The organism is uncultured Psychrobacter sp. (assembly GCF_947495825.1).
Taxonomy (GTDB): domain Bacteria; phylum Pseudomonadota; class Gammaproteobacteria; order Pseudomonadales; family Moraxellaceae; genus Psychrobacter.
Map to the genome: position 1 here is coordinate 151755 of NZ_CANMAH010000003.1, position 19777 is coordinate 171531.

Genomic DNA, 19777 nt, shown 5'->3' on the forward strand with positions numbered 1-19777 from the left:
AGATACATTGATAAGCAATTGAGGCTCATATGACGACATTATCTACGTTAAATAAATTTAAAAAAGACGGTACTAAGTTCACGTGTCTGACGTGTTACGACTCGATGTTTGCACGCATGATGGATAAGGCGCAGATTGACACTATCTTAATAGGAGACAGTTTGGGTATGGTCGTCCAAGGCCACGACTCAACCCTACCAGTTACCGTCGACGATATGGTATATCATACTGCCAATGTCGCGCGAAGCAACGACAGCGCCCTAATATTGGCTGACTTGCCATTTATGAGCTATGTGACGCTACCAGATGCAGTCATCAATAGTCGCAGGCTCATGCAAGCGGGGGCACATGTGATTAAGATTGAAGGCGGCCGTGAGCTCTGTGAGTTGGTTACCACCTTAGCGCAAGCAGGCACGCCAACTTGTGTGCATCTTGGTTTGACGCCGCAATCGGTCAATATTTTTGGTGGTTATAAAATCCAAGGCCGCGGTGATGCAGCCGCTGATAAACTGCTGTCTGATGCTAAAGCAGTCGTCGCTGCTGGTGCGGCGCTACTCGTACTAGAGTGTGTGCCCGCTGACCTTGCCAAAGCAGTTACACAAGCGGTTGCGGTGCCGGTGATCGGAATCGGTGCAGGTGCAGATACGGACGGTCAAGTATTGGTTATGCATGACATGCTAGGTATGGTGCATGGCCGAGTTCCACGATTTGTCCATGACTTTTTGACCGATGAGCGCAATACGACACATAGTATTGAAGGCGCTTTTGCGCTTTATCAGCAGTCAGTACGCGAAGGCAGTTTTCCAGCAGAGCAGCACCAGTTTAGTTAGGGTGTATCCTAACCTTTTGCTTTTAACGCTTATAGAGAAGAATATCTAATAATGCCAGTCATTCATCATATCTCAGCGATGCGTACCGCTTTACAGAGTTATCGTGGGCAACAGCGTATTGCTTTAGTGGCAACGATGGGCAATTTGCATGAAGGCCATCTTGAGCTAGTAACGCTTGCTAAGCAGCACGCGGATATCGTAATCGTGAGTATCTTTGTCAATCCTACTCAGTTTGGTGAAGGGGAGGATTTTGACAGTTATCCACGCACACTTGATAGCGATGTTGCAAAACTGACAACCGTCAATGCTGATTATGTCTTTGCGCCGAGTATCGATGAGATGTACCCTGTATTGCCGCCACCGACTACTGTTCTTGCTGGGTCTATTGCCAAGCAATTATGTGGTCAATCGCGTCCTGGACACTTCGATGGTGTTGGGACTGTGGTATCTAAACTGTTTAATATCATACAACCTGATCTGGCCGTATTCGGTCAAAAAGACTACCAGCAGTTAGCAATTATTAAGCAGTTAGTACGCGACCTAAGTTATCAAATTGAAATCATAGGCGCGCCTATTGTCCGTGCTGATGATGGTTTAGCATTGTCCTCGCGCAATCAGTATCTAACTAACACTGAGCGTCAAATCGCACCGGTACTACATCAAGAGCTACAACGTCTGGCTCAGCAGCTAGCAACTGGTAAGCTAAGTCAGCAAAGGATAGAAGCCTCATTGGTAGAGACCCACCTACGTCTTACTGATGCTGGTTTTAGGGTTGATTATTTAGAGATAAAAACTGATCAGCTAGATTCGATAATCGATGCTAAAGATTTTGATATAGCGGACAAACGGCTTATTATTTTAGTTGCCGCTTGGTTGGGAAGAGCCCGTCTATTAGATAACGAGTTTTTCACTATCAATGAGTCTTTTTAATGATGGATTCACAACGTGTGGTAATACTAAAAAGACAGAAAACGCTTAACATGCTCGTAGACAAAGTAGATGATGAAATATAGTCAATTCACTATAAAAACGATACAGCGAGACTGATATAAATTTTTTGTAGCCTCTGTCAGCGTAGACACAGCGAGCAAGAAATATTTATACCAGTTGCGCATCGCGTTACAACGTATTGATTTTATTTGGTATCGACTATACAACGTATGCGTCAGTGATTGAACAAACTAGGATGGTGGATCATGGAAGCAGCAGGCCCAAACCAAGAAAACAAAGTAACATCAGAGCAAGTAATAATAGAAAAGTTACAAGACAATAGTGTCAGCATTCTTGTGGTCTCAGGACGTTCAGGATCAGGTAAGACCTCAGTATTAAATATTTTAGAGGATTTGGGCTATTACTCTATTGATAATTTACCACTTTCCTTGGTACCTAATGCCGTTGATAAGTTGGTTGGTGAGAGTTGTATTCGCCGTATTGCCCTTGGTGTCGATATCCGTACTCCACGTGCAGACTTGAGCAAGTTTGCCTCTATTCATAAGGTGCTAAAGCAAACCTACGGGGAACAGACGGTTAAAGTGATCTATGTGACCGCGCAAGACGCTATTTTAGTGGCACGCTTCAATGCCACTCGCCGCGTCCATCCTTTAATGGCTCAAGATTTTGAAAGCTCTACCTATCCGACATACAATCTGCCCGCTGCTATCAAAAAAGAAGAAGAGTTACTAGAGCCTATTGCCAGTTATGCTGATATAAAAATTGATACAAGTAAATTAAACATTCATCAGCTAAAAGATCGTCTGCGAGATCACATTGGTGCAGACAATAAGATTGTGATCAATCTGTTGTCTTTTGGTTTTAAATATGGCAGTCCTATCGATGCTGATTTTATATTTGATGTGAGAATTTTACCAAACCCGCACTGGAATCCTGAGCTGCGTACGGCAACCGGACTTGATCCAAAGGTTGGTGAGTTTTTCGCTGATTATCCAGAAGTGGCCGAGATGACCGATGACATCGCTACATTTTTGGATCGTTGGTTGCCAGATTTTTTGCACAACAATCGTCATACGGTGACAGTCGCTATAGGCTGTACGGGCGGCAAGCATCGCTCAGTCTTTATTACTGAACAGCTGCAACATTATCTTGCAAAGAGTCTGCCCCAAGGCTTGACGGTTGTGGCCAAGCATCGTGAAAAACGCCGTTGGTAGTTTTATGACTGCTGGTAGCATGAGTAGGTAGGCGATATTCATGATGCAACATAGAGGTCATGCTGGTGCAAATGGTCGCCCATCGCCCCTAATTTTTACTTATTATTTTGGAAAGCTTATATGATTAACTGGTCAGAACAGGATATGCGCGTATCACGCACCGAACTCAAAAAAGCTCATGAGCGTTTGCAAGAGCTGTCGATACCGCTTGCCAACTTATCAAAAAAGCAGCTCAAAAATCTACCTGCCAGTGATTACTTTATGGCAGAGTTGATGGCACTTGCTGATATCACTAGCGCAAATGCTCGTAATCGCCAGACCAAACGTGTTGGTAAGCTTATTAGCGAAGAAAACCGCCATGAACTGGTAAAAGCACTGTTTGATGCTTTTTTCCCCAATGAACAAATTGCTAAAATTGAAAGCTGGCGGGGTCGGCTTAATATCAATGATGAAGGTACGCTCAAGCAGTTTGTAAAACAGTATAAAGCCTCAGAGCGCAATAGCTTATATCAACTGTTGCTTTGGATTGAGTATGCCAAACACATGCAAGATGACGAGCTACTAGTAGAATCGGAACAAGATCTGGCCAGTTATATCCGAGAAGTTGCGATTTTGACTCAGCTAAAGTATTGATACGTTTGATAGCTATTGATAGCTATATCATAAATAAAAATGCTATAGAGCCATTATGTTTACAAGTGCAATAAAAAAGCCAATCATTAATGATTGGCTTTTTTATGGAAAAATAGTAATTACTAACTTATTTTTTCTCAGCGCGGACTTTGTCTACTAGATAATCTACTACTTTAGGAACAGTTGCGCTTTCACCTGTTACCACGTATTTGCCTTGCACGACCACTGCTGGTACACCAGAGAGCTGATAGCGTTTAGCACCTGCTTGTGAGCGGCCGATTTTGGTACCCACTGCAAATGAGTTGTACAAGCTGTTGAATTTCTTTTGATCAACGCCTTTTGTCGCGTACCATTTGCTTAACGAAGCTTGATCAAACAGCTGTTTGCCGTCTTTATGAACAGCATCAAACAATGCATCATGGGTTTTGTTTTCGTAACCCAATAGCTGCGCGGCATAAAAACCGCGCGCACTGGCTTCCCAAACTGGGTTTAGCGCTGCTGGCGTTTTAAAGAAAGCCACGTCTTTATCTTTAGTCTTGGCCCATTTTTCCATGTGCGGATTAAGAACGTTACAATGAGGGCAACCATACCAAAAGAACTCACGTACGATAATAGCATCACCGCTGATCTTCTCTGGGTTGTCTAGGACGCGGTAGTCCTTCCCTGCGACATAATCAGCTGCTTGTGCGCCCATATTGGCGATTCCAATGGCAATAGCCAGACCAGTCAATGTGATGACACGTTTCATACGTCTTCCTTTGGGAATAAATGTTTAAATTTTTAGTGACGATGTTTATTGATAAAGCGCTAGGCGCAAGCTGCTTATAATAACGTAAAATAGAGCTGTTTGTGAACCGGATTCTTAATCAACCGTTGTAAAGCTGTTAGATAGTATTTACGCAACCTTACCTACAAACAAATTAAACAGTTGTTTTTGATCGGTCAATTCATAATTTAAAGGTATATATCACTTGGCATAAGTTAACAATACCTCTAATAATCGGTCACGATGTCCTTACGACAAAGCGCGCGCTCTCATGCTAACATAAAGCCTATGATAGCGCATAACAACGCATAACAGATAAGTAATGACAATAAAGGAAACACCATGAGCTTAGCCAATTCATCTTCACCTAATGACTTTCAGTCAGATATGATGACAGCCGATATTGCAGACAATACAGATATCACCAATGTTGATCCAAGCGAAGTCGATAAGTTTAATAAACTTGCTAGCGAGTGGTGGGATAGTACGGGTGCATTTGCAACTTTACACCATATCAATCCGCTACGTCTTAACTGGATAGAAGAAAACGTCAAACGTGGCTATCAAAGTAGCGATCAAGACAGTAATGCTAACAAAACGGCTGAAACGGGTCTGACTGGCAAAAAGATATTAGATGTTGGCTGCGGCGGTGGCATATTAGCCGAATCGATGGCACGCCGCGGCGCTGATGTCACCGGTATTGATTTGGGTACTGAGAATTTAAAAGCGGCCAGCTTACATGCAGAGCAAAGCAGTTTGGAGGATTGTTTACGTTATCAGCATGTACCTGTTGAGAGCCTAGCAGCCACTCATGCAGGACAGTTCGATGTAGTGACCTGCATGGAGATGCTCGAACACGTACCAGATCCTAGCGCGATTGTACAAGCATGTTATGATCTGCTAGCCCCAGGTGGTGTCTGTGTGCTCTCTACCATCAATCGCAATCCAAAGTCTTACTTGTTTGCGATTGTCGGAGCAGAGTATATATTGCGCTTGCTAGATCGCGGCACACATGACTATGCAAAATTTATCACTCCAGCTGAGCTTGATAAAATGGCATTAAACTCAGGCTTTCGTCGTCAGGATATCATTGGGCTCCATTATAACCCGTTAACCAAACGCTATTGGTTGGCACAAAATGTCGATGTTAATTATATGCTGGCTGTCCAAAAGCCACTGGTTTAATATAAATTATTAATAATAAGAGCAGACGATATGACTCAATTTGTAAAAGCTGTTTTGTTTGATTTGGATGGTACGCTCATTGATACTGCAGCAGATTTTGTACGTATCATTGGTAAGATGAGCGTGCAAAACAGTTGGCAAGCTCCGCCTGAGGCTCAGATTCGTGAGCAAGTCTCTGCTGGTGCATCGGCTATGGTGCAGCTCATGCTACGTCATAACGATCAAATCGATATGAGCGACGAAGCCTTGCTTGCTTTTCGTCAGCAGTTTTTAGATGATTATGAGGCAGATATCTGTGTCGACAGCTGTGTATTTGATGAGCTTGAAGCGGTATTGGAGACACTTGAAAAAAAAGGCGTGCCATGGGGTATTGTAACCAATAAACCGCGTTATTTATCAGAGCAACTGCTAAAAGTGATGCAGTTAGATGAGCGCTGTGCTGTTTTGGTGTGTCCCGACGATGTGTCACGCACCAAGCCTGATCCAGAGCCTATGTATATGGCCCTAGAAAAGCTTGGAATACCACGTGGCGCTGCCGGTTGTGTGCTGTATGTAGGTGATCATATACGTGATATAGAAGCTGGTAAGGCGGCTGGTATGTCGACGATTTTGGCCGCTTATGGGTATATCCCACCTGAAGATCAAAAAAGCCTAAAGAGCTGGGGCGCAGATCATATTGTTGATACACCCAAGCAGCTGAGCAAGTTACTATTATCACCCAGTAAGTTTGAATATATATAACTTAAACGTATTTGGTTTGGATGTTTCGATATTTCTGGCCAGTTACCTCTGGTCAGTCTTATACTCTAAAAATAAACTTTATTATAAATGAATAAGTAGTGGACGAATCTATGAGCGACAACGTTAATCAACCTCTAAATCATGATGATATTCGTACTTTTGAGCCGCAGGATAATTGTCTGGATGGAAAAACCATCTTAGTGACAGGTGCAGGGGATGGTATTGGACGTATTGCTGCATTGACCTATGCGCGCTATGGCGCTACGGTACTGTTATTAGGTCGTACCACCAGTAAGCTGGAAGCGGTCTATGATGAGATTGAAAGTTTGGGCGCTAAACAACCTGCGATGTTGCCCATGGATTTAGAAAAAGCCACTTATGCAGAAATGCAGCAATTAGAGGGCTTAATCGTCAAAGAAATCGGTCAACTTGATGGCGTACTGCACAATGCAGGATTATTGGGTGAGCTGACGCCGCTTGAGATGTACGATGTCGATACCTTTGAAAAAGTGATGAAAGTCAACTTTACCGCTACCTTTATGCTGACCCAAGCACTGCTACCATTACTTAAAGATGCGGCCAATGGTTCTATCGTCTTTACCTCTAGTACCGTTGGTACACATCCGCGCGCGTTTTGGGGTGCATATGCTCTCTCAAAGCAAGCGGTAGAAGGCATGAGTGATATCTTTACTCAAGAGACGCAAAACACGACTCGTTTGCGCTTTAATTGTATCAATCCAGGCGGTACGCGTACCAATATGCGCGCGCATGCGTTCCCTGGTGAAAACCCTATGAGTCTCAAAACACCTGAGGATATCATGGCAGGTTATGTCTGTCTGATGAGTGATGACAGTATTGGTGTACGCGGGCAAGTCATAGCGTTGCAACCAAAAGATTAAAACGTACTAATAACCAGTTTTGTTTTCTTGAATATTGCCACCGACAAGAGTATTGAAAACAATACTATTTGGCCCCATCTATTTGTTCTTAAAGACTTTTATTAAAAGAAAGGATGAATTATGGCAGGTGGCTGGTCAAGAGATGGCGCTGAGCACGAACAGATGGATGCGACAGTCAATGATGCATTAGATCGTGTTAGAAGTGCCATACCTAAGGGTGATAGTGCTGAGTTTTGTGATGAATGTGGCAACCCAATTCCACAAGCGCGGCGTATAGCTGTACCTGGTGTTCAGCACTGCATTGGCTGTCAGACTGAGCTTGAAAAAGATGCAAAAGCGGCAGAGCTATTTAATCGCCGCGGCAGTAAGGACAGTCAATTGCGCTAATAATCTTATATTTATCATAAAAAACCAACCCGATGCGGTTGGTTTTTTTATACAAGTACTTGAGTAATCAAAAAATAAATAGTGGCCAGATTTAGCAGTAAGCCAGCTAAAAACACATACCCATCTTCTGTAATCAAAGCGATGGCAAATAAAATGACAGAGGCCGCAGGTATCATAACCGCGAAAGGCATTAGCTCAAGAGGAATCATAGCAAGAGCGGCAAAAATACAAAGGGCTGCCGCCACCTTTTTTGCCTTATTAGAGGATAGCGACTCAAGCCTGGGTTTAACGACTTTGTCAATCCACTTCGTGGCTTTTGATGCAATGTTCACACCTTTATGCAGTTTGTCCTCATCAAAAGAGATATTATCAACAAATTGCGGTAACCAAGGTCGCTCTTTACCAAAGAGCATCTGAATGCTGATCAAAGTAATTATCACACCGCACACCGTTGGCACCCCAGGGATGCCGCCTGTTGGCATGATAGCAATGAGGGCAGGGGCAAATATTAAAGGCCCAAAGCCTTTAGATTTAAGCGTATCCATGATATCGCCGATATTTACCTTGCCTGCATCTTTATCAGGTTCTAATTGCTCAAGTACAGCAGTCAGACTGTGTTCTGATGAAGAATGACTCGACTTTGAATCTTCTTTATCATAATGCACACTTTTATGCTCATCTAGAGTAGATGATTGGGGGTCTGTACGAACGCTGGATTTGTGAGGAGAAGAGTTATTGTCTGTCACCATAGCTCCTAAGCGCTTAGCTCTTACCCGTTTTCGGCTTCAGCATCCGACTCTGACTCATCTGGAACGAACACATAGCCTACGCCCCAGACCGTTTGAATATAACGAGCTTGTGACGGGTTGTCTTCTATTAGACGACGCAGGCGCGATACTTGAACATCGATTGAGCGCTCCATAGCGCCCCATTCTCGGCCACGAGCAAGGTTCATGAGCTTATCACGAGTCAATGGTTCGCGTGGATGCTGGACGAGTGCCTTTAAAACAGAAAACTCGCCTGTCGTCAACGTCACCACGTTGCCATCCCTTTTAAGCGTACGCGTAGACAAGTCAAGCGTCCATGGTCCAAACTCAACCACTTCTAGCTGATAGCTTGGCGCACCCGGCAGCTCACGGTTTTGACGACGTAATACCGCTTTGATACGAGCCAGTAGCTCTTTTGGATTAAAGGGTTTGGGCAAGTAATCATCGGCGCCTGCCTCCAAACCTGCGATGCGATCTGCATCGCCACCTTTAGCGGTCAGCATGATGATTGGAATATCACCATTGTCTTCACGTAGGCGTCTACAGATACTGATACCGTCTTCTCCTGGTAGCATCAAATCCAATACTACTAAAGAAAACAATTCACGCTGCATTAATTTGTCCATTTGACTGGCATCGTGAGCTGTCCGTACTACAAAGCCATCATCTTCTAGAAAACGCTGCAATAAAGAACGCAGGCGCGCATCGTCATCGACGACTAATATACGTTGAGTCATGCTATCGGTGCTTTTATTATCAGTCATGCAGATATCCTTTAATAAATATTATTATTACCAAAAACTTTTATTGCCAAAACTGCTACCAAAGACTATTGTCAAAAATTATGATTGTTATCAATCATCGATAAATCAGATACTCATACCTTCATGGGGTATTGGTCGTATTGGGTTTATATCATTCTATCTGAGAGTTAATTTAATTTATATTGTATCTATCCCAGTAAATACTTATAACATAAAACCAGAAATTCTACGGTCAAAATCCTAAAAAAGTTATCAATATTGAAAACAGTTTTTGGAGACAATTACTTTATCTATATAAATAAAAAAAGAGCTTTTAGAGCAAATCTAACCATTCATACCTTTATTGAAGGGTTTGAGGCAGATTGATATTTTTAATCCTCTAGCTTTAGTGTATAAGATTGGACAGGCAATTGCATCATCCATAGACATAAATGCTGTATGCGTTTGTTTAACGTAGCGATTAGCGCTAGTTTATATGAAAACTTAAACCATAAAGACTATTATTTGAGCGATAAAGACTATGATAAGTAATGAAGATATAAAAAGGATTTTTATTCATGCAGCTTTTGCTATAATGCCAAACTACATTTCTCAACGATTGATACGGATATGAGTAGCACTGATACCTTAACGGCGTCTCAACCCTCGACGAATTTACAGGGTCTGGATGCAACCACACACGCGAATATTCACGACAAACTTGCTCGCGCGCTTGGCATTAAGACTGCTCAAGTCAATGCGTTTGTCAAACTCTACGATGAAGGGGCAACGGTTCCATTTATTGCGCGATATCGAAAAGAAAAGACGCAAAATCTGGACGATGCTCAGCTACGTGCTCTAGAAAAGTCGCTCAATTATGAACGCGATATGGCAACACGTCGCCTCAAGATTACTGAGCTACTGCGCACACAAGGCAATTTGACAGACGAGTTGCAGACCCGTATCGACAATGCGACGTCTAAGCTTGAGCTTGAAGACATCTACTTACCATACCGTCCGCGTCGCCGTTCACCGGCTGCCAAAGCGCGCGCCGCTGGTCTTGATGTGATAGCGCAAACGGTCTTGACGCAAGAGATTACCCCGACAGAGGCTTTGGCTGGCTATCAAGCACCAAGTAGCCTTTCTGATGATAGCGGTAATGAGATTGAAATTGACTTTAGTGACATCGATAAACAACTGGCTGGTGTACAAGCCATCATCGTCGATGAGTGGACACAAGCGCTGAATCTACTCGATGATTTACGTAACGGTTTTGCAAAAACGGCCAGTATTGTCTCCACTGTTGCAAGTGATGAAAAGCGCGAAGTCGGTGAAAAATTCAAAGACTACTTTGAGCATAGCGAAAGCCTTGCGCGTCTGCCTAATCATCGCTTATTGGCGATGCTGCGTGGTCGTCAAGAAAACGTCTTGGGTCTCAAAATTGAAGGCGAAGACGCACCATTTATCGAAAAAATCATTAGCCATTTCGACGTCGATGCCAAAGCACCAGCCGAGCGTCGTGAGTTCTTAACCCAAGCTGCTAATAGCCTGTGGAAAGATAAATGGCGTCCGCATATCGAGCATCGTTTGTTGACTGAAAAGCGTCTGACTGCTGAGGCCGATGCAATTGATGTATTTGCCAATAACCTACAGCATCTGTTGATGTCAGCACCTGCTGGTCGTAAAGTCATTTTGGGAGTCGATCCTGGTATCCGTCATGGCGTCAAAATGGCGATTGTCGATGCGCAAGGTCATGTCATGCTAGACAGCGAAGACAAGCCTGTCGTGGCAACAGTATATCCATTTGCGCCTGACAATAAGATGACTGAGGCCAAAAAAGTCATCGATGAGCTACTAAGCACTTATAACGTCGATCTAGTCGCTATCGGTAATGGAACGGCTAGCCGTGAGACAGACGCGATGGTAAAAGAGGTTTTGGCGGCGAATGATGCACTAAAAGCCAAAGCCGTCATCGTCAATGAATCTGGCGCATCGGTCTATTCTGCAAGCGAGCTTGCCAGCGATGAGCTTGCGGGTCTAGATGTGTCTGTACGCGGCGCGGTATCTATCGCTCGCCGCTTGCAAGATCCGCTTTCAGAGCTGGTAAAGGTTGATCCAAAAGCGATCGGTGTTGGTCAATATCAGCACGATGTGAACCAAAGCCAGTTGGCTGATAGCCTTGATAAAGTGACCCAAGATAGCGTGAACGCAGTCGGTGTTGATGTCAATACGGCAAGCCCTGCTATCTTGGCGCACATCGCAGGTTTGAACAAAAATGTCGCCCAGCAAATCGTCACTTATCGCAAAGAGCATGGGGCATTTGATAGTCGTGAGGCGCTCAAAAATGTTCCACGTTTAGGCGCTAAGACCTTTGAGCAAGCAGCAGGCTTTTTGCGTATTCATGACGGTAGCAACCCGCTAGATGCCACAGGTGTGCACCCAGAAAGCTATGAGTTGGTCGATAGCTTACTTGTGCAAACAGACAAAGCTCTACCAGAGGTGCTCGGTAATGAGGATGTACTAAATACTATCGATACCAATGCGCTTGCGGCAAATGATGACAATATTAGTGTAAAAGCTATCATCGAAGAGCTGGCAAAACCAGCCCGCGATCCACGTCCTGAGTTCAAAACTGCTAATTTCCGTGAAGACGTAAACAGTATTAAAGACTTAGAAGAAGGCATGAAACTTGAAGGCGTCGTAACCAACGTGACCGCTTTTGGTTGTTTCGTTGATGTCGGTGTACATCAAGACGGCTTGGTACATATCTCACAGATGGCCAATGATTTCGTTGCCGATCCGATGAATCGTGTCAAACCAGGCGACATCGTCTCGGTGCGCGTCATTTCTATCGATGAAAAACGTGGTCGCATTGGTTTTAGTATGAAACCTGAGTCTGAAAAGCCAGCACGTCCAGCAGCGAAGCCTACTGCAGCAAGCAATAGTAATGATGACAAAAACAGTCGTCCACGCAGCAATCGTGCGGCAGCGGATAAGCGTCCATCGAAACCACGTGGCAACCGTCAGGACAAAGAGCCTGTCAATAATAGTCGTAGTAAGGCGTCAAAAGCTGAAAAGACTGAGTCACCTAGCAAAATGGGTACGCTTGGGGCTCTGCTACAAGAGGCGGGCGTGACGAAAAATAAGAAATAGTAACAAGTAATTGTTAAAGACATAAAAAAGGCAGCCTAATGGCTGCCTTTTTTTATGAAGGTCACGTATGTTTCTGACAGCTATATATCTTTAATAAGCGATGGCTTAATCATAGCGGATTAAAAAATATTAACGTGGTACAACACGGCGATTTTCACTAAACTCAACTTCAGCTGGTTGAGTGGCTAATAATTCCCCGCGGTTATCTTTGGTCTTTTCTTGTAGTGTCACTGGGACATTAGTAGCATTAGCTTCATCACTAACCACTTCGCCTGCAATCAATGGTTGATATTCATTATTGCTATGTTGTTGGTTTAGCGCTTGCGGTGCAGCTTGCTCAGAGATAGGGTTGGCCATCTCATCAGGGTTACCCATCATGTTTGGATCGTTCATGTCATTATGGTTTGTTTCTGTAACATCTACATCGCTTTCTATTTCGCCTGGTTGAGTGGCCAGTAATTCACCATCTGGACCTTCAATTTCAGCTTGTAGAGTATTGGGAGCAGGAGTAGCCCGCATATCTGCTGGTGTAATAGAGCTATCCATCATGTTTGGGTCACTCATCTCATCAGGGCTGCCCATCATGTTTGGATCATTCATGTCAGTAACATTTACATCAGTTTCTACTTCACCTGGTTGAGTGGCTAGTAACTCGCCATCCGGACCTTCGATTTCAGCTTGTAGAGTATTGGGAGCAGGAGTAGCCCGCATATCTGCTGGTGTAATATCGCCCTGATCCATAGGAGCAGCCATGGCGATACTTGGCATAGCTAAAGCTGTGCCGATGATCAATGATAAAGTACGTTTTTGCATCAGTTAATTCCTTGAGTCACAAGTTTTATTAATCAGCTTAAAATATGCTTAAGCTTGAGCATTATTTAGCGTTATTCCTAAAGGTATTTATCTACTTAACGTTTTAAATATAAATGTTTAATATATTTAAAACGTCAACTATAGATAAAACAAAATCATGACAACTGCTTTATAGATTGTCATGATGCATACAAGTAAAAGATTTATAAAATAGCTATAATCTCAACACGCAAAATACCAGCTTGAGAGCTGGTATTTCAGTAGTAAACTCATTAAAGGTCTAACAGATTGATGTATTCGTGTGACGTTATGCAAATGCTGTGTCTATAAACTTGTATAAAATTTAATCAAATTATTCATGATTTAAAAACAATAAAATATGACACATTGTCCTTTGACCATAAGTCAGCTCTTTATTCTACAATGACATATTCGCCAGTGTTTGGGTCTATCACACGCTGCTGTGCATCAGTGTCCGGCACACGAGTGACTGGAAACGTCTGATTGATTTCAATCTTATCAACGATTTGCTCGTCTGCTTCTTGACCAACGATCGTAGCACGCTCAGTCCCATCTTCGATGGCTACCGCTGTACCTTCTGTCGTTTCAATACGTTTAATCTGGTCTTCTGGCGCATAAATAACTTCTTTCACACTATATTTAGTGGGGCGAATAACGCGTTTGGTTTCAATAATGACTGGCTCTACAGTGCGCACTTCTGCCACAGCTACTTGTGCTTCAGGAGCTACAGCCTCGCTTACCACAGGAGTTGGAAACTTATCGCCGAAATGATTGTCACACTGTTGCATAGTCAGACGTACAGGATTACCATTATTATCCATGTAGACATTAACAGGCATGTCAGGGGCAATAGGGACATATTTTCCAACCAATGCACCCGAAACACCGTAGCGCCCGTCCGATTGACCGACACCTAAATCACAAGCACCCGCTGCATAATCTGACGTGCGCAAATTGTTGCTACTAACCACATTTTGAGGAATCATAACTTCGGACAAACGCATTTCTTTGACAGAAACTTCACCAGCGCGGCGTTTTGGCTTTTGATAAGTATAAGGGGTGTAGAATTTAGCAGAGCCGTCTTTTACTGCTGTGACACATTCTTCATAGCTATCGTAGCCTACGTTACCGTGTCCATCAGTGACCATAGCAGCATTGGCAGAATGTGCAAACATAGCTAGGCCTGACGCTAACATAGCTGACGTTAATATATTTAATTTCATAATAAACTCCTCTTAATTATTGTTATTCATCGTTGTTATACAATCGCTGTTTCAAAGTTTTATTTAATCGGTTTTATAGACACAATCTTCACAGGTCGATAACTTAATTAAGGGTACGTGATATATCTAACTGTCGCTGTTTCATTGCATTAACAAAGTGTGTCGTTGTGTGGTATATAACGAGAAATTGGCAATATTGCTTACGCATAAAATACACAATTATCGTTTGTTAACATTAACGACCAAACTAATATTTAATGGATTTGCTAAATATTAGTTTGGTCGTTAAATGATTAGAGGGTGCTGTTAAGCTATTTGAATGTTTGTGAACCCAAGATAAAAAAAGCCGCACTCTATAAATAAAGTGCGGCTATCATTAATGATATATGTTTTTACGTTTATTAGCGGTCAACGACTTCAAAGCTAAGACCAGCGTGGGTCTCTAAACGCATCAATAGCTTATCGCCCATCGCAGACGCTGGTGTCCAAAAACCACCTGCAACATCTTCTTTAGCGATATCTTGAGCAAGACATAAGGCTGATTGGGCCAGCATACGTGATGTGCTGCCGTAACCTGGGTCTTTATCACCTGTGACTTTAGTATTGAGATTATCATTATTGGCAGTCTCACCAAAAAAACGAATGTCAAAGTAGCCGTTTTCTTGTTCAGACTTAGAAGGACCAGAGCCTGATTTTGGTAAGATGTGTTTTGAGAGCAGCTCGCGACTTGGCTTAAATACCATTGCCGTAGCAAAACTCAATAGTCCTGCACTCATACCATAGCTCATTAGCTTGCCTTTCATACCATCCTTCATCCACATCGCTTCATCATATCTAAAATCGCGGCCATATTCGTAGCCCAAAAGCTGATTACTGCGGTGAACGATGCGCGTATTAATGCTCGCCATCACAAAAGGCGCCAACCAACGTTTGTGTTCATCATCATACTCAGGTCGGCTGATATTTTCTTGGCGCACGTTAGGAGCTTCTATATCGTCATTGAGTAAGTAAGGGTTAGCCACTTGCTTACGGCGTTCTTTATCTTGACCGACTTCTTCAAATATAGTGGCCATAGAAGCAACCGTACCGCCTGATAAGCCACCTTTTGCCGCTTTTACTCTCATATTGATAACAGTACAAGCCTCATCGAACTTTTTTTCAGCTTGTTGCTGGGTGTAGTAAACACCTAGATCTGAAGGGATAGAATCAAAGCCGCAAGAGTTTACAATACGCGCGCCGCTTTGCTTGGCAGCGTCTTGGTATTTGTCCATCATATCTTTAATAAAGATAGCTTCACCTGTGAGGTCGACATAGTCGGTACCGTTTTTGGTACAAGATTTAATCAGAGGTTCGCCATATTTAAGGTAGGGACCAACCGTTGAAATAACAACTTGTGCTTGTTTGGTCATCTTATCAAGACTGGCATCATCGTTACTATTAGCGACGATAATATTGACCTTCGCTTTAGTATCTCCATTCTGCTGCGCTGAGCTTAATTCAGTCTGCAGCTTTTCTAATTTTTCTTGGTCGCGGCCAGCGATTGCCCAAGTGACAGACTGTGAATCTTCACCACTTTGCTCGCTATTATCTGCCAAAAACTGCGCCAAATAATGCGCAGTAATTTGACCAACGAAGCTTGTTGCGCCGTATAAAACGACAGCGTATGTACGTTTTTGAGTATCCATATCATTATTCATATTTTTTCCTTACTATTTTTTAGATAAATAAAAGCAGACTGATAATTGAGGCTTTACATCAAGTACATATTTAACAGCATCATAAATTTAAGGCAATCTTAAGACCATATCACCTATAGATTGGCTTAATAAATGAGTAATAACCTAACTTTGTCCAAAACGGGGCAATGAGCATACATAAGTTACATAAAATATCGTGATCATTACCAAACTGAACGTTTATCTGCTCTAAAAGATTGCTAATCTACTACTACAACTTATAAGAAATAATATTAACAACAATAAGCACTAAGAGTAATTGGATTTAGCGAACCTGACAGTACTGATTATATTTGGGTTGGCAACCAACCGCATTTGGAATATGTATAGGTTTGCTTCATTTCTACCCTAGATACTTTTTGTTTAAGGAGAATCATTATGTTTCGTTGGGCTATTATATTTGCTGTCATCGCTTTATTAGCGAGTTTGTTAGGGTTCGGCGGAGTTGCTGGCTTGTCTGCTAATCTGGCTTATATTTTCTTAGCAGTGGCGGTTATCTTATTTATTGTGGCGTTTGTTAGCCGCAAAATGTAAACAGCATAATGTACTCGTAATTGCAAATCGCCGCTTACGTGAAATAAAAAAACGTCCTCACATGGGGACGTTTTTATTTTCGTATTTATCAAGTCTGCGTTAATCAGAGATGTTGATTATTATGCTTTTTTGGACGTTATAGACGTTTGGGCTGAATAATATGCTCCATGCGTTTTGCTAGACGAATATCATGACTGGTAATGCCGCCTGTATCACTGGTCGTCAAACGTACTTCGACGATATTATAAATATTTTTCCATTCAGGGTGATGCTCAAGTGCTTCAGCGTGAAAGGCTGCTTGATTCATAAAGCTGATGGCTTCGACAAAGTCATGAAAGTGGTAAGTTTTTACTATACTGTTTCCATCACGCTGCCAACCTGTAAGGTCTTCTAGCTGCATATCAACTTGTTTGTTGGATAAACTACTCATATCGATATCCTTTATTATTATGTCGTGGTTAATAGGAGTGCTTTTGTTATTGGTCAAAACCTTATCAATAGCTGTGCTTTTGTTTTTTATAAATTTGATGCTGTATTTTGACTATTAATGCTCAGTATTTACAGCTCATCGCATTATGTTTGCCTGTTTAATGTAGAACAAAAACCCCACCTATCTTTTATATCCTGCCATATATCCATTAATAAATATATAGTTAGAGAGGACAAATAGATAAGTAGGGCAGTTGATTGTTTATGCTATGTCAGATTAAAACGGTGCATTTGAATGATAACAAATGCCATGACAGGCTACATAATCATGTCGTACTAATATGTCTTATATAGGCGCTATAGCAAATCTTTGTACTCTGGATGCTTACTAATATACGAAGATACAAACGAGCATTGTGGAACGACCTTTCTGTCGTGGTCACGCGCATAGTCTAAGGCATGTTTGACCAATTTTGAACCAACTCCGCGACCACCGAGGGCTTGCGGTACAATGGTATGATCATAAACCAGAGTATCACCACGCTCTTGATAACTGATGTAGCCAGTTTGACCTTCAATTGTAGTCTCAAAGCGGTTTGCTTGTTCGTTGTGAGTAATGTCCAAGTTTTGACTATTTATTGTACTCATAAAACTCTCCTTTGTTATTAATATTAAATGCGTATGGTATTCACGATCAATACCACTAAGTCTGAAGCTAATAATTCAACTTAATAATTATCAGTGATAATAAAATCGTTGACCAGTGGCTTATGGTAAAAGTGAATAGAGCAAACGTTATTATTCTTAAGTGTACACGCTAGTATGCTATTTTTTATAGAAGCTTTTATATCAAAGGTGTCACGCTTTGTTGCAAAAGACACAAAACCAGCTGTAAAAGCAGCGGTTAGCTTGCAGGGCATGCGCCACAATGCGATAATGGCAGACAATTTATAACCCTGATTTTTGAGGCGCAGTTCACTTAGCGTAATTGCTAATTGTGATGACAGTCCTCGTCTATGTAGTCTATCGGAGTGTCAATGGCTCAATATATTTACACGATGAACAACGTGTCAAAACTTGTTCCGCCTAAGCGCGAAATCCTAAAAAACATCAATTTATCATTTTTCCCAGGCGCCAAAATCGGTGTACTCGGTATCAATGGTGCTGGTAAATCTACCTTGCTACGTATCATGGCGGGTGTCGATACCGAGTTTAGCGGTGAGGCGCGCGCGCAAACAGGTACCAAAGTTGGTTACTTGCCGCAGGAGCCGCAGCTTGACGATAGTAAAGACGTCCGTGGTAATGTCGAAGACGGTATGCGTGAGGCGTTAGATGCGCTCGCGCGTCTAGATGCGATTTATGCTGAATACGCAGAACCTGATGCCGACTTTGATAAGCTTGCCGAAGAGCAAGGCAAGATGGAAGACATCATCCAAGCATGGGATGCTCATAACCTAAATACCCAGCTCGAAAAAGCCGCTGATGCGCTACGTCTACCGCCATGGGATGCGGATGTCAGCAAATTATCAGGTGGTGAAAAACGCCGTGTAGCCCTATGTCGTCTGCTATTGTCGCGTCCTGATATGCTGCTACTTGATGAGCCTACTAACCATTTGGACGCCGAATCTGTCGCCTGGCTTGAGCAGTTCTTACAAAATTACAGCGGCACCATCGTCGCTATTACCCACGACCGTTATTTCTTAGACAACGTCGCGCAGTGGATTTTGGAGCTGGACCGTGGCCATGGCTATCCTTATGAGGGCAACTATACTGAGTGGCTCGAGCAAAAGAACATTCGTCTTGAGCAGCAGCAAAAACAAGAAGAGTCCTTTGCCAAAGCGCTGAAAAAAGAGCTTGAGTGGATCCGTAAAAACCAAAAAGGCCAGCAAGCGAAGTCTAAGTCTCGTGTACAGCGTTTTGAGGAGTTAAACTCTACTGAGTTCCAAAAACGTAATGAAACCGCTGAGATTTATATTCCACCTGGTCCACGTCTAGGTAACAAAGTCATCGAAGTCAACAATATCTCCAAATCTTTTGGTGATCGTTTGCTTTATGAAAACCTCAGCTTTAACGTGCCAGCGGGCGCTATCGTCGGTATCATCGGTCCAAATGGCGCCGGTAAAACCACACTATTTAACATGATTACTGAGCGTGATACGCCAGATACGGGCTCAGTTGATTTGGGTGAAAGCGTTAAAGTCGCTTATGTCGGTCAGGTACGTGATAACTTAGATGATAGTAAAACCGTTTGGGAAGAAGTATCAGACGGCCTTGATATTATCAAAGTAGGGGACTATGAAACTCCAAGTCGCGCCTATATTGGCCGCTTTAACTTTAAAGGCTCAGACCAGCAAAAGCATGTCGGTCAGCTATCTGGTGGTGAGCGTAACCGCTTGCAGTTGGCTAAAACACTAAAGCAGGGCGCCAACGTCTTGCTTCTTGATGAGCCATCAAACGATTTGGATATCGAGACTCTACGTGCGCTAGAGGATGCCATTCAAGTATTCCCAGGTACCGTCATGGTGGTTTCGCATGATCGCTGGTTCCTTGACCGTATCGCCACTCATATCTTGGCTTTTGAAGAAGAAGGTCCAATCTGGTTCGATGGTAACTACTCTGAGTTTGAAACCTATCGCAAAAAGACCATGGGTGACGATGCCACGCCTAAGCGTATGAAGTATAAGAAAATCTCTACCTAGCTGACGGCTTAAAAAACTTAAAGCTGCCCCAATAAAAAAGACCTCTAATCACT

General features: G+C 42.8%; 19 protein-coding genes. 11 read left to right on the forward strand and 8 right to left on the reverse strand.

Annotation, left to right across the window (positions count from 1 at the left end; genetic code table 11):
• The first annotated feature begins 29 nt into the window (after positions 1-29).
• From panB to yjgA, 4 genes are all read left to right on the forward strand, one after another.
• Positions 30-830, forward strand: a complete 801-nt coding sequence (gene panB / locus Q0895_RS04915; RefSeq protein WP_299185972.1) for a 3-methyl-2-oxobutanoate hydroxymethyltransferase — start codon at positions 30-32, stop codon at positions 828-830.
• 51 nt (positions 831-881) lie between these two features.
• Positions 882-1760, forward strand: coding sequence for a pantoate--beta-alanine ligase (gene panC / locus Q0895_RS04920; protein ID WP_299185974.1), 879 nt, complete (start codon positions 882-884; stop codon positions 1758-1760).
• 266 nt (positions 1761-2026) lie between these two features.
• Complete coding sequence (gene rapZ / locus Q0895_RS04925) at positions 2027-2995, forward strand: RNase adapter RapZ (protein WP_143505702.1); 969 nt, start codon at positions 2027-2029, stop codon at positions 2993-2995.
• A 120-nt stretch (positions 2996-3115) separates the two neighbouring features.
• Entirely contained in the window at positions 3116-3628 is a 513-nt protein-coding gene (gene yjgA / locus Q0895_RS04930; RefSeq protein WP_058369863.1) for a ribosome biogenesis factor YjgA, read from the forward strand.
• A gap of 127 nt (positions 3629-3755) precedes the next feature.
• On the opposite strand, the gene Q0895_RS04935 is transcribed toward yjgA, so the two are convergent.
• Positions 3756-4376, reverse strand: coding sequence for a thiol:disulfide interchange protein DsbA/DsbL (locus tag Q0895_RS04935; protein ID WP_058369864.1), 621 nt, complete (start codon positions 4374-4376; stop codon positions 3756-3758).
• A gap of 405 nt (positions 4377-4781) precedes the next feature.
• Between Q0895_RS04935 and ubiG the strand changes: the two genes are divergently transcribed.
• The 4 genes from ubiG to Q0895_RS04955 all read left to right on the forward strand — a co-directional run bounded on the left by ubiG (position 4782) and on the right by Q0895_RS04955 (position 7606).
• Entirely contained in the window at positions 4782-5579 is a 798-nt protein-coding gene (gene ubiG / locus Q0895_RS04940) for a bifunctional 2-polyprenyl-6-hydroxyphenol methylase/3-demethylubiquinol 3-O-methyltransferase UbiG (protein WP_299186238.1), read from the forward strand.
• A 30-nt stretch (positions 5580-5609) separates the two neighbouring features.
• Complete coding sequence (locus Q0895_RS04945; protein WP_299185981.1) at positions 5610-6320, forward strand: HAD-IA family hydrolase; 711 nt, start codon at positions 5610-5612, stop codon at positions 6318-6320.
• 110 nt (positions 6321-6430) lie between these two features.
• Entirely contained in the window at positions 6431-7219 is a 789-nt protein-coding gene (locus tag Q0895_RS04950) for a YciK family oxidoreductase (RefSeq protein WP_299185983.1), read from the forward strand.
• Between the two features lie 120 nt (positions 7220-7339).
• Complete coding sequence (locus Q0895_RS04955) at positions 7340-7606, forward strand: DksA/TraR family C4-type zinc finger protein (protein WP_299185986.1); 267 nt, start codon at positions 7340-7342, stop codon at positions 7604-7606.
• Positions 7607-7653: 47 nt separating this feature from the next.
• On the opposite strand, the gene Q0895_RS04960 is transcribed toward Q0895_RS04955, so the two are convergent.
• Positions 7654-8352: an exopolysaccharide biosynthesis protein gene (locus Q0895_RS04960; RefSeq protein ID WP_299185988.1), complete on the reverse strand. Its 699-nt coding sequence runs from the start codon at positions 8350-8352 to the stop codon at positions 7654-7656.
• A 23-nt stretch (positions 8353-8375) separates the two neighbouring features.
• Positions 8376-9137 carry a two-component system response regulator OmpR gene (gene ompR / locus Q0895_RS04965; RefSeq protein ID WP_299185991.1) on the reverse strand — a complete coding sequence of 254 codons (762 nt, stop codon included), beginning with the start codon at positions 9135-9137 and terminating at the stop codon, positions 8376-8378.
• 609 nt (positions 9138-9746) lie between these two features.
• On the opposite strand from ompR, the gene Q0895_RS04970 reads away from it, so the two are divergent.
• Positions 9747-12269: a Tex family protein gene (locus Q0895_RS04970; RefSeq protein ID WP_299185994.1), complete on the forward strand. Its 2523-nt coding sequence runs from the start codon at positions 9747-9749 to the stop codon at positions 12267-12269.
• A 129-nt stretch (positions 12270-12398) separates the two neighbouring features.
• Here Q0895_RS04970 and Q0895_RS04975 read toward each other — a convergent pair whose 3' ends face one another.
• The 3 genes from Q0895_RS04975 to Q0895_RS04985 form a co-directional block, all read right to left on the reverse strand.
• Entirely contained in the window at positions 12399-13082 is a 684-nt protein-coding gene (locus Q0895_RS04975) for a hypothetical protein (protein WP_299185996.1), read from the reverse strand.
• A 413-nt stretch (positions 13083-13495) separates the two neighbouring features.
• Entirely contained in the window at positions 13496-14326 is an 831-nt protein-coding gene (locus Q0895_RS04980; RefSeq protein WP_299185998.1) for a hypothetical protein, read from the reverse strand.
• 401 nt (positions 14327-14727) lie between these two features.
• Positions 14728-16023 carry a saccharopine dehydrogenase NADP-binding domain-containing protein gene (locus Q0895_RS04985; protein WP_299186001.1) on the reverse strand — a complete coding sequence of 432 codons (1296 nt, stop codon included), beginning with the start codon at positions 16021-16023 and terminating at the stop codon, positions 14728-14730.
• A gap of 417 nt (positions 16024-16440) precedes the next feature.
• Here Q0895_RS04985 and Q0895_RS04990 point away from each other — a divergent pair, with 417 nt between their 5' ends.
• Positions 16441-16596 (forward strand): DUF1328 domain-containing protein, encoded by a 156-nt coding sequence (locus Q0895_RS04990; RefSeq protein WP_021814049.1) that lies wholly within the window; start codon positions 16441-16443, stop codon positions 16594-16596.
• Positions 16597-16732: 136 nt separating this feature from the next.
• On the opposite strand, the gene Q0895_RS04995 is transcribed toward Q0895_RS04990, so the two are convergent.
• Positions 16733-17026: a 4a-hydroxytetrahydrobiopterin dehydratase gene (locus tag Q0895_RS04995; protein WP_299186004.1), complete on the reverse strand. Its 294-nt coding sequence runs from the start codon at positions 17024-17026 to the stop codon at positions 16733-16735.
• A 356-nt stretch (positions 17027-17382) separates the two neighbouring features.
• Positions 17383-17673, reverse strand: coding sequence for a GNAT family N-acetyltransferase (locus Q0895_RS05000; RefSeq protein WP_299186007.1), 291 nt, complete (start codon positions 17671-17673; stop codon positions 17383-17385).
• Positions 17674-18062: 389 nt separating this feature from the next.
• Between Q0895_RS05000 and ettA the strand changes: the two genes are divergently transcribed.
• Positions 18063-19724: an energy-dependent translational throttle protein EttA gene (gene ettA / locus Q0895_RS05005; protein ID WP_299186010.1), complete on the forward strand. Its 1662-nt coding sequence runs from the start codon at positions 18063-18065 to the stop codon at positions 19722-19724.
• Positions 19725-19777: the final 53 nt, after the last annotated feature.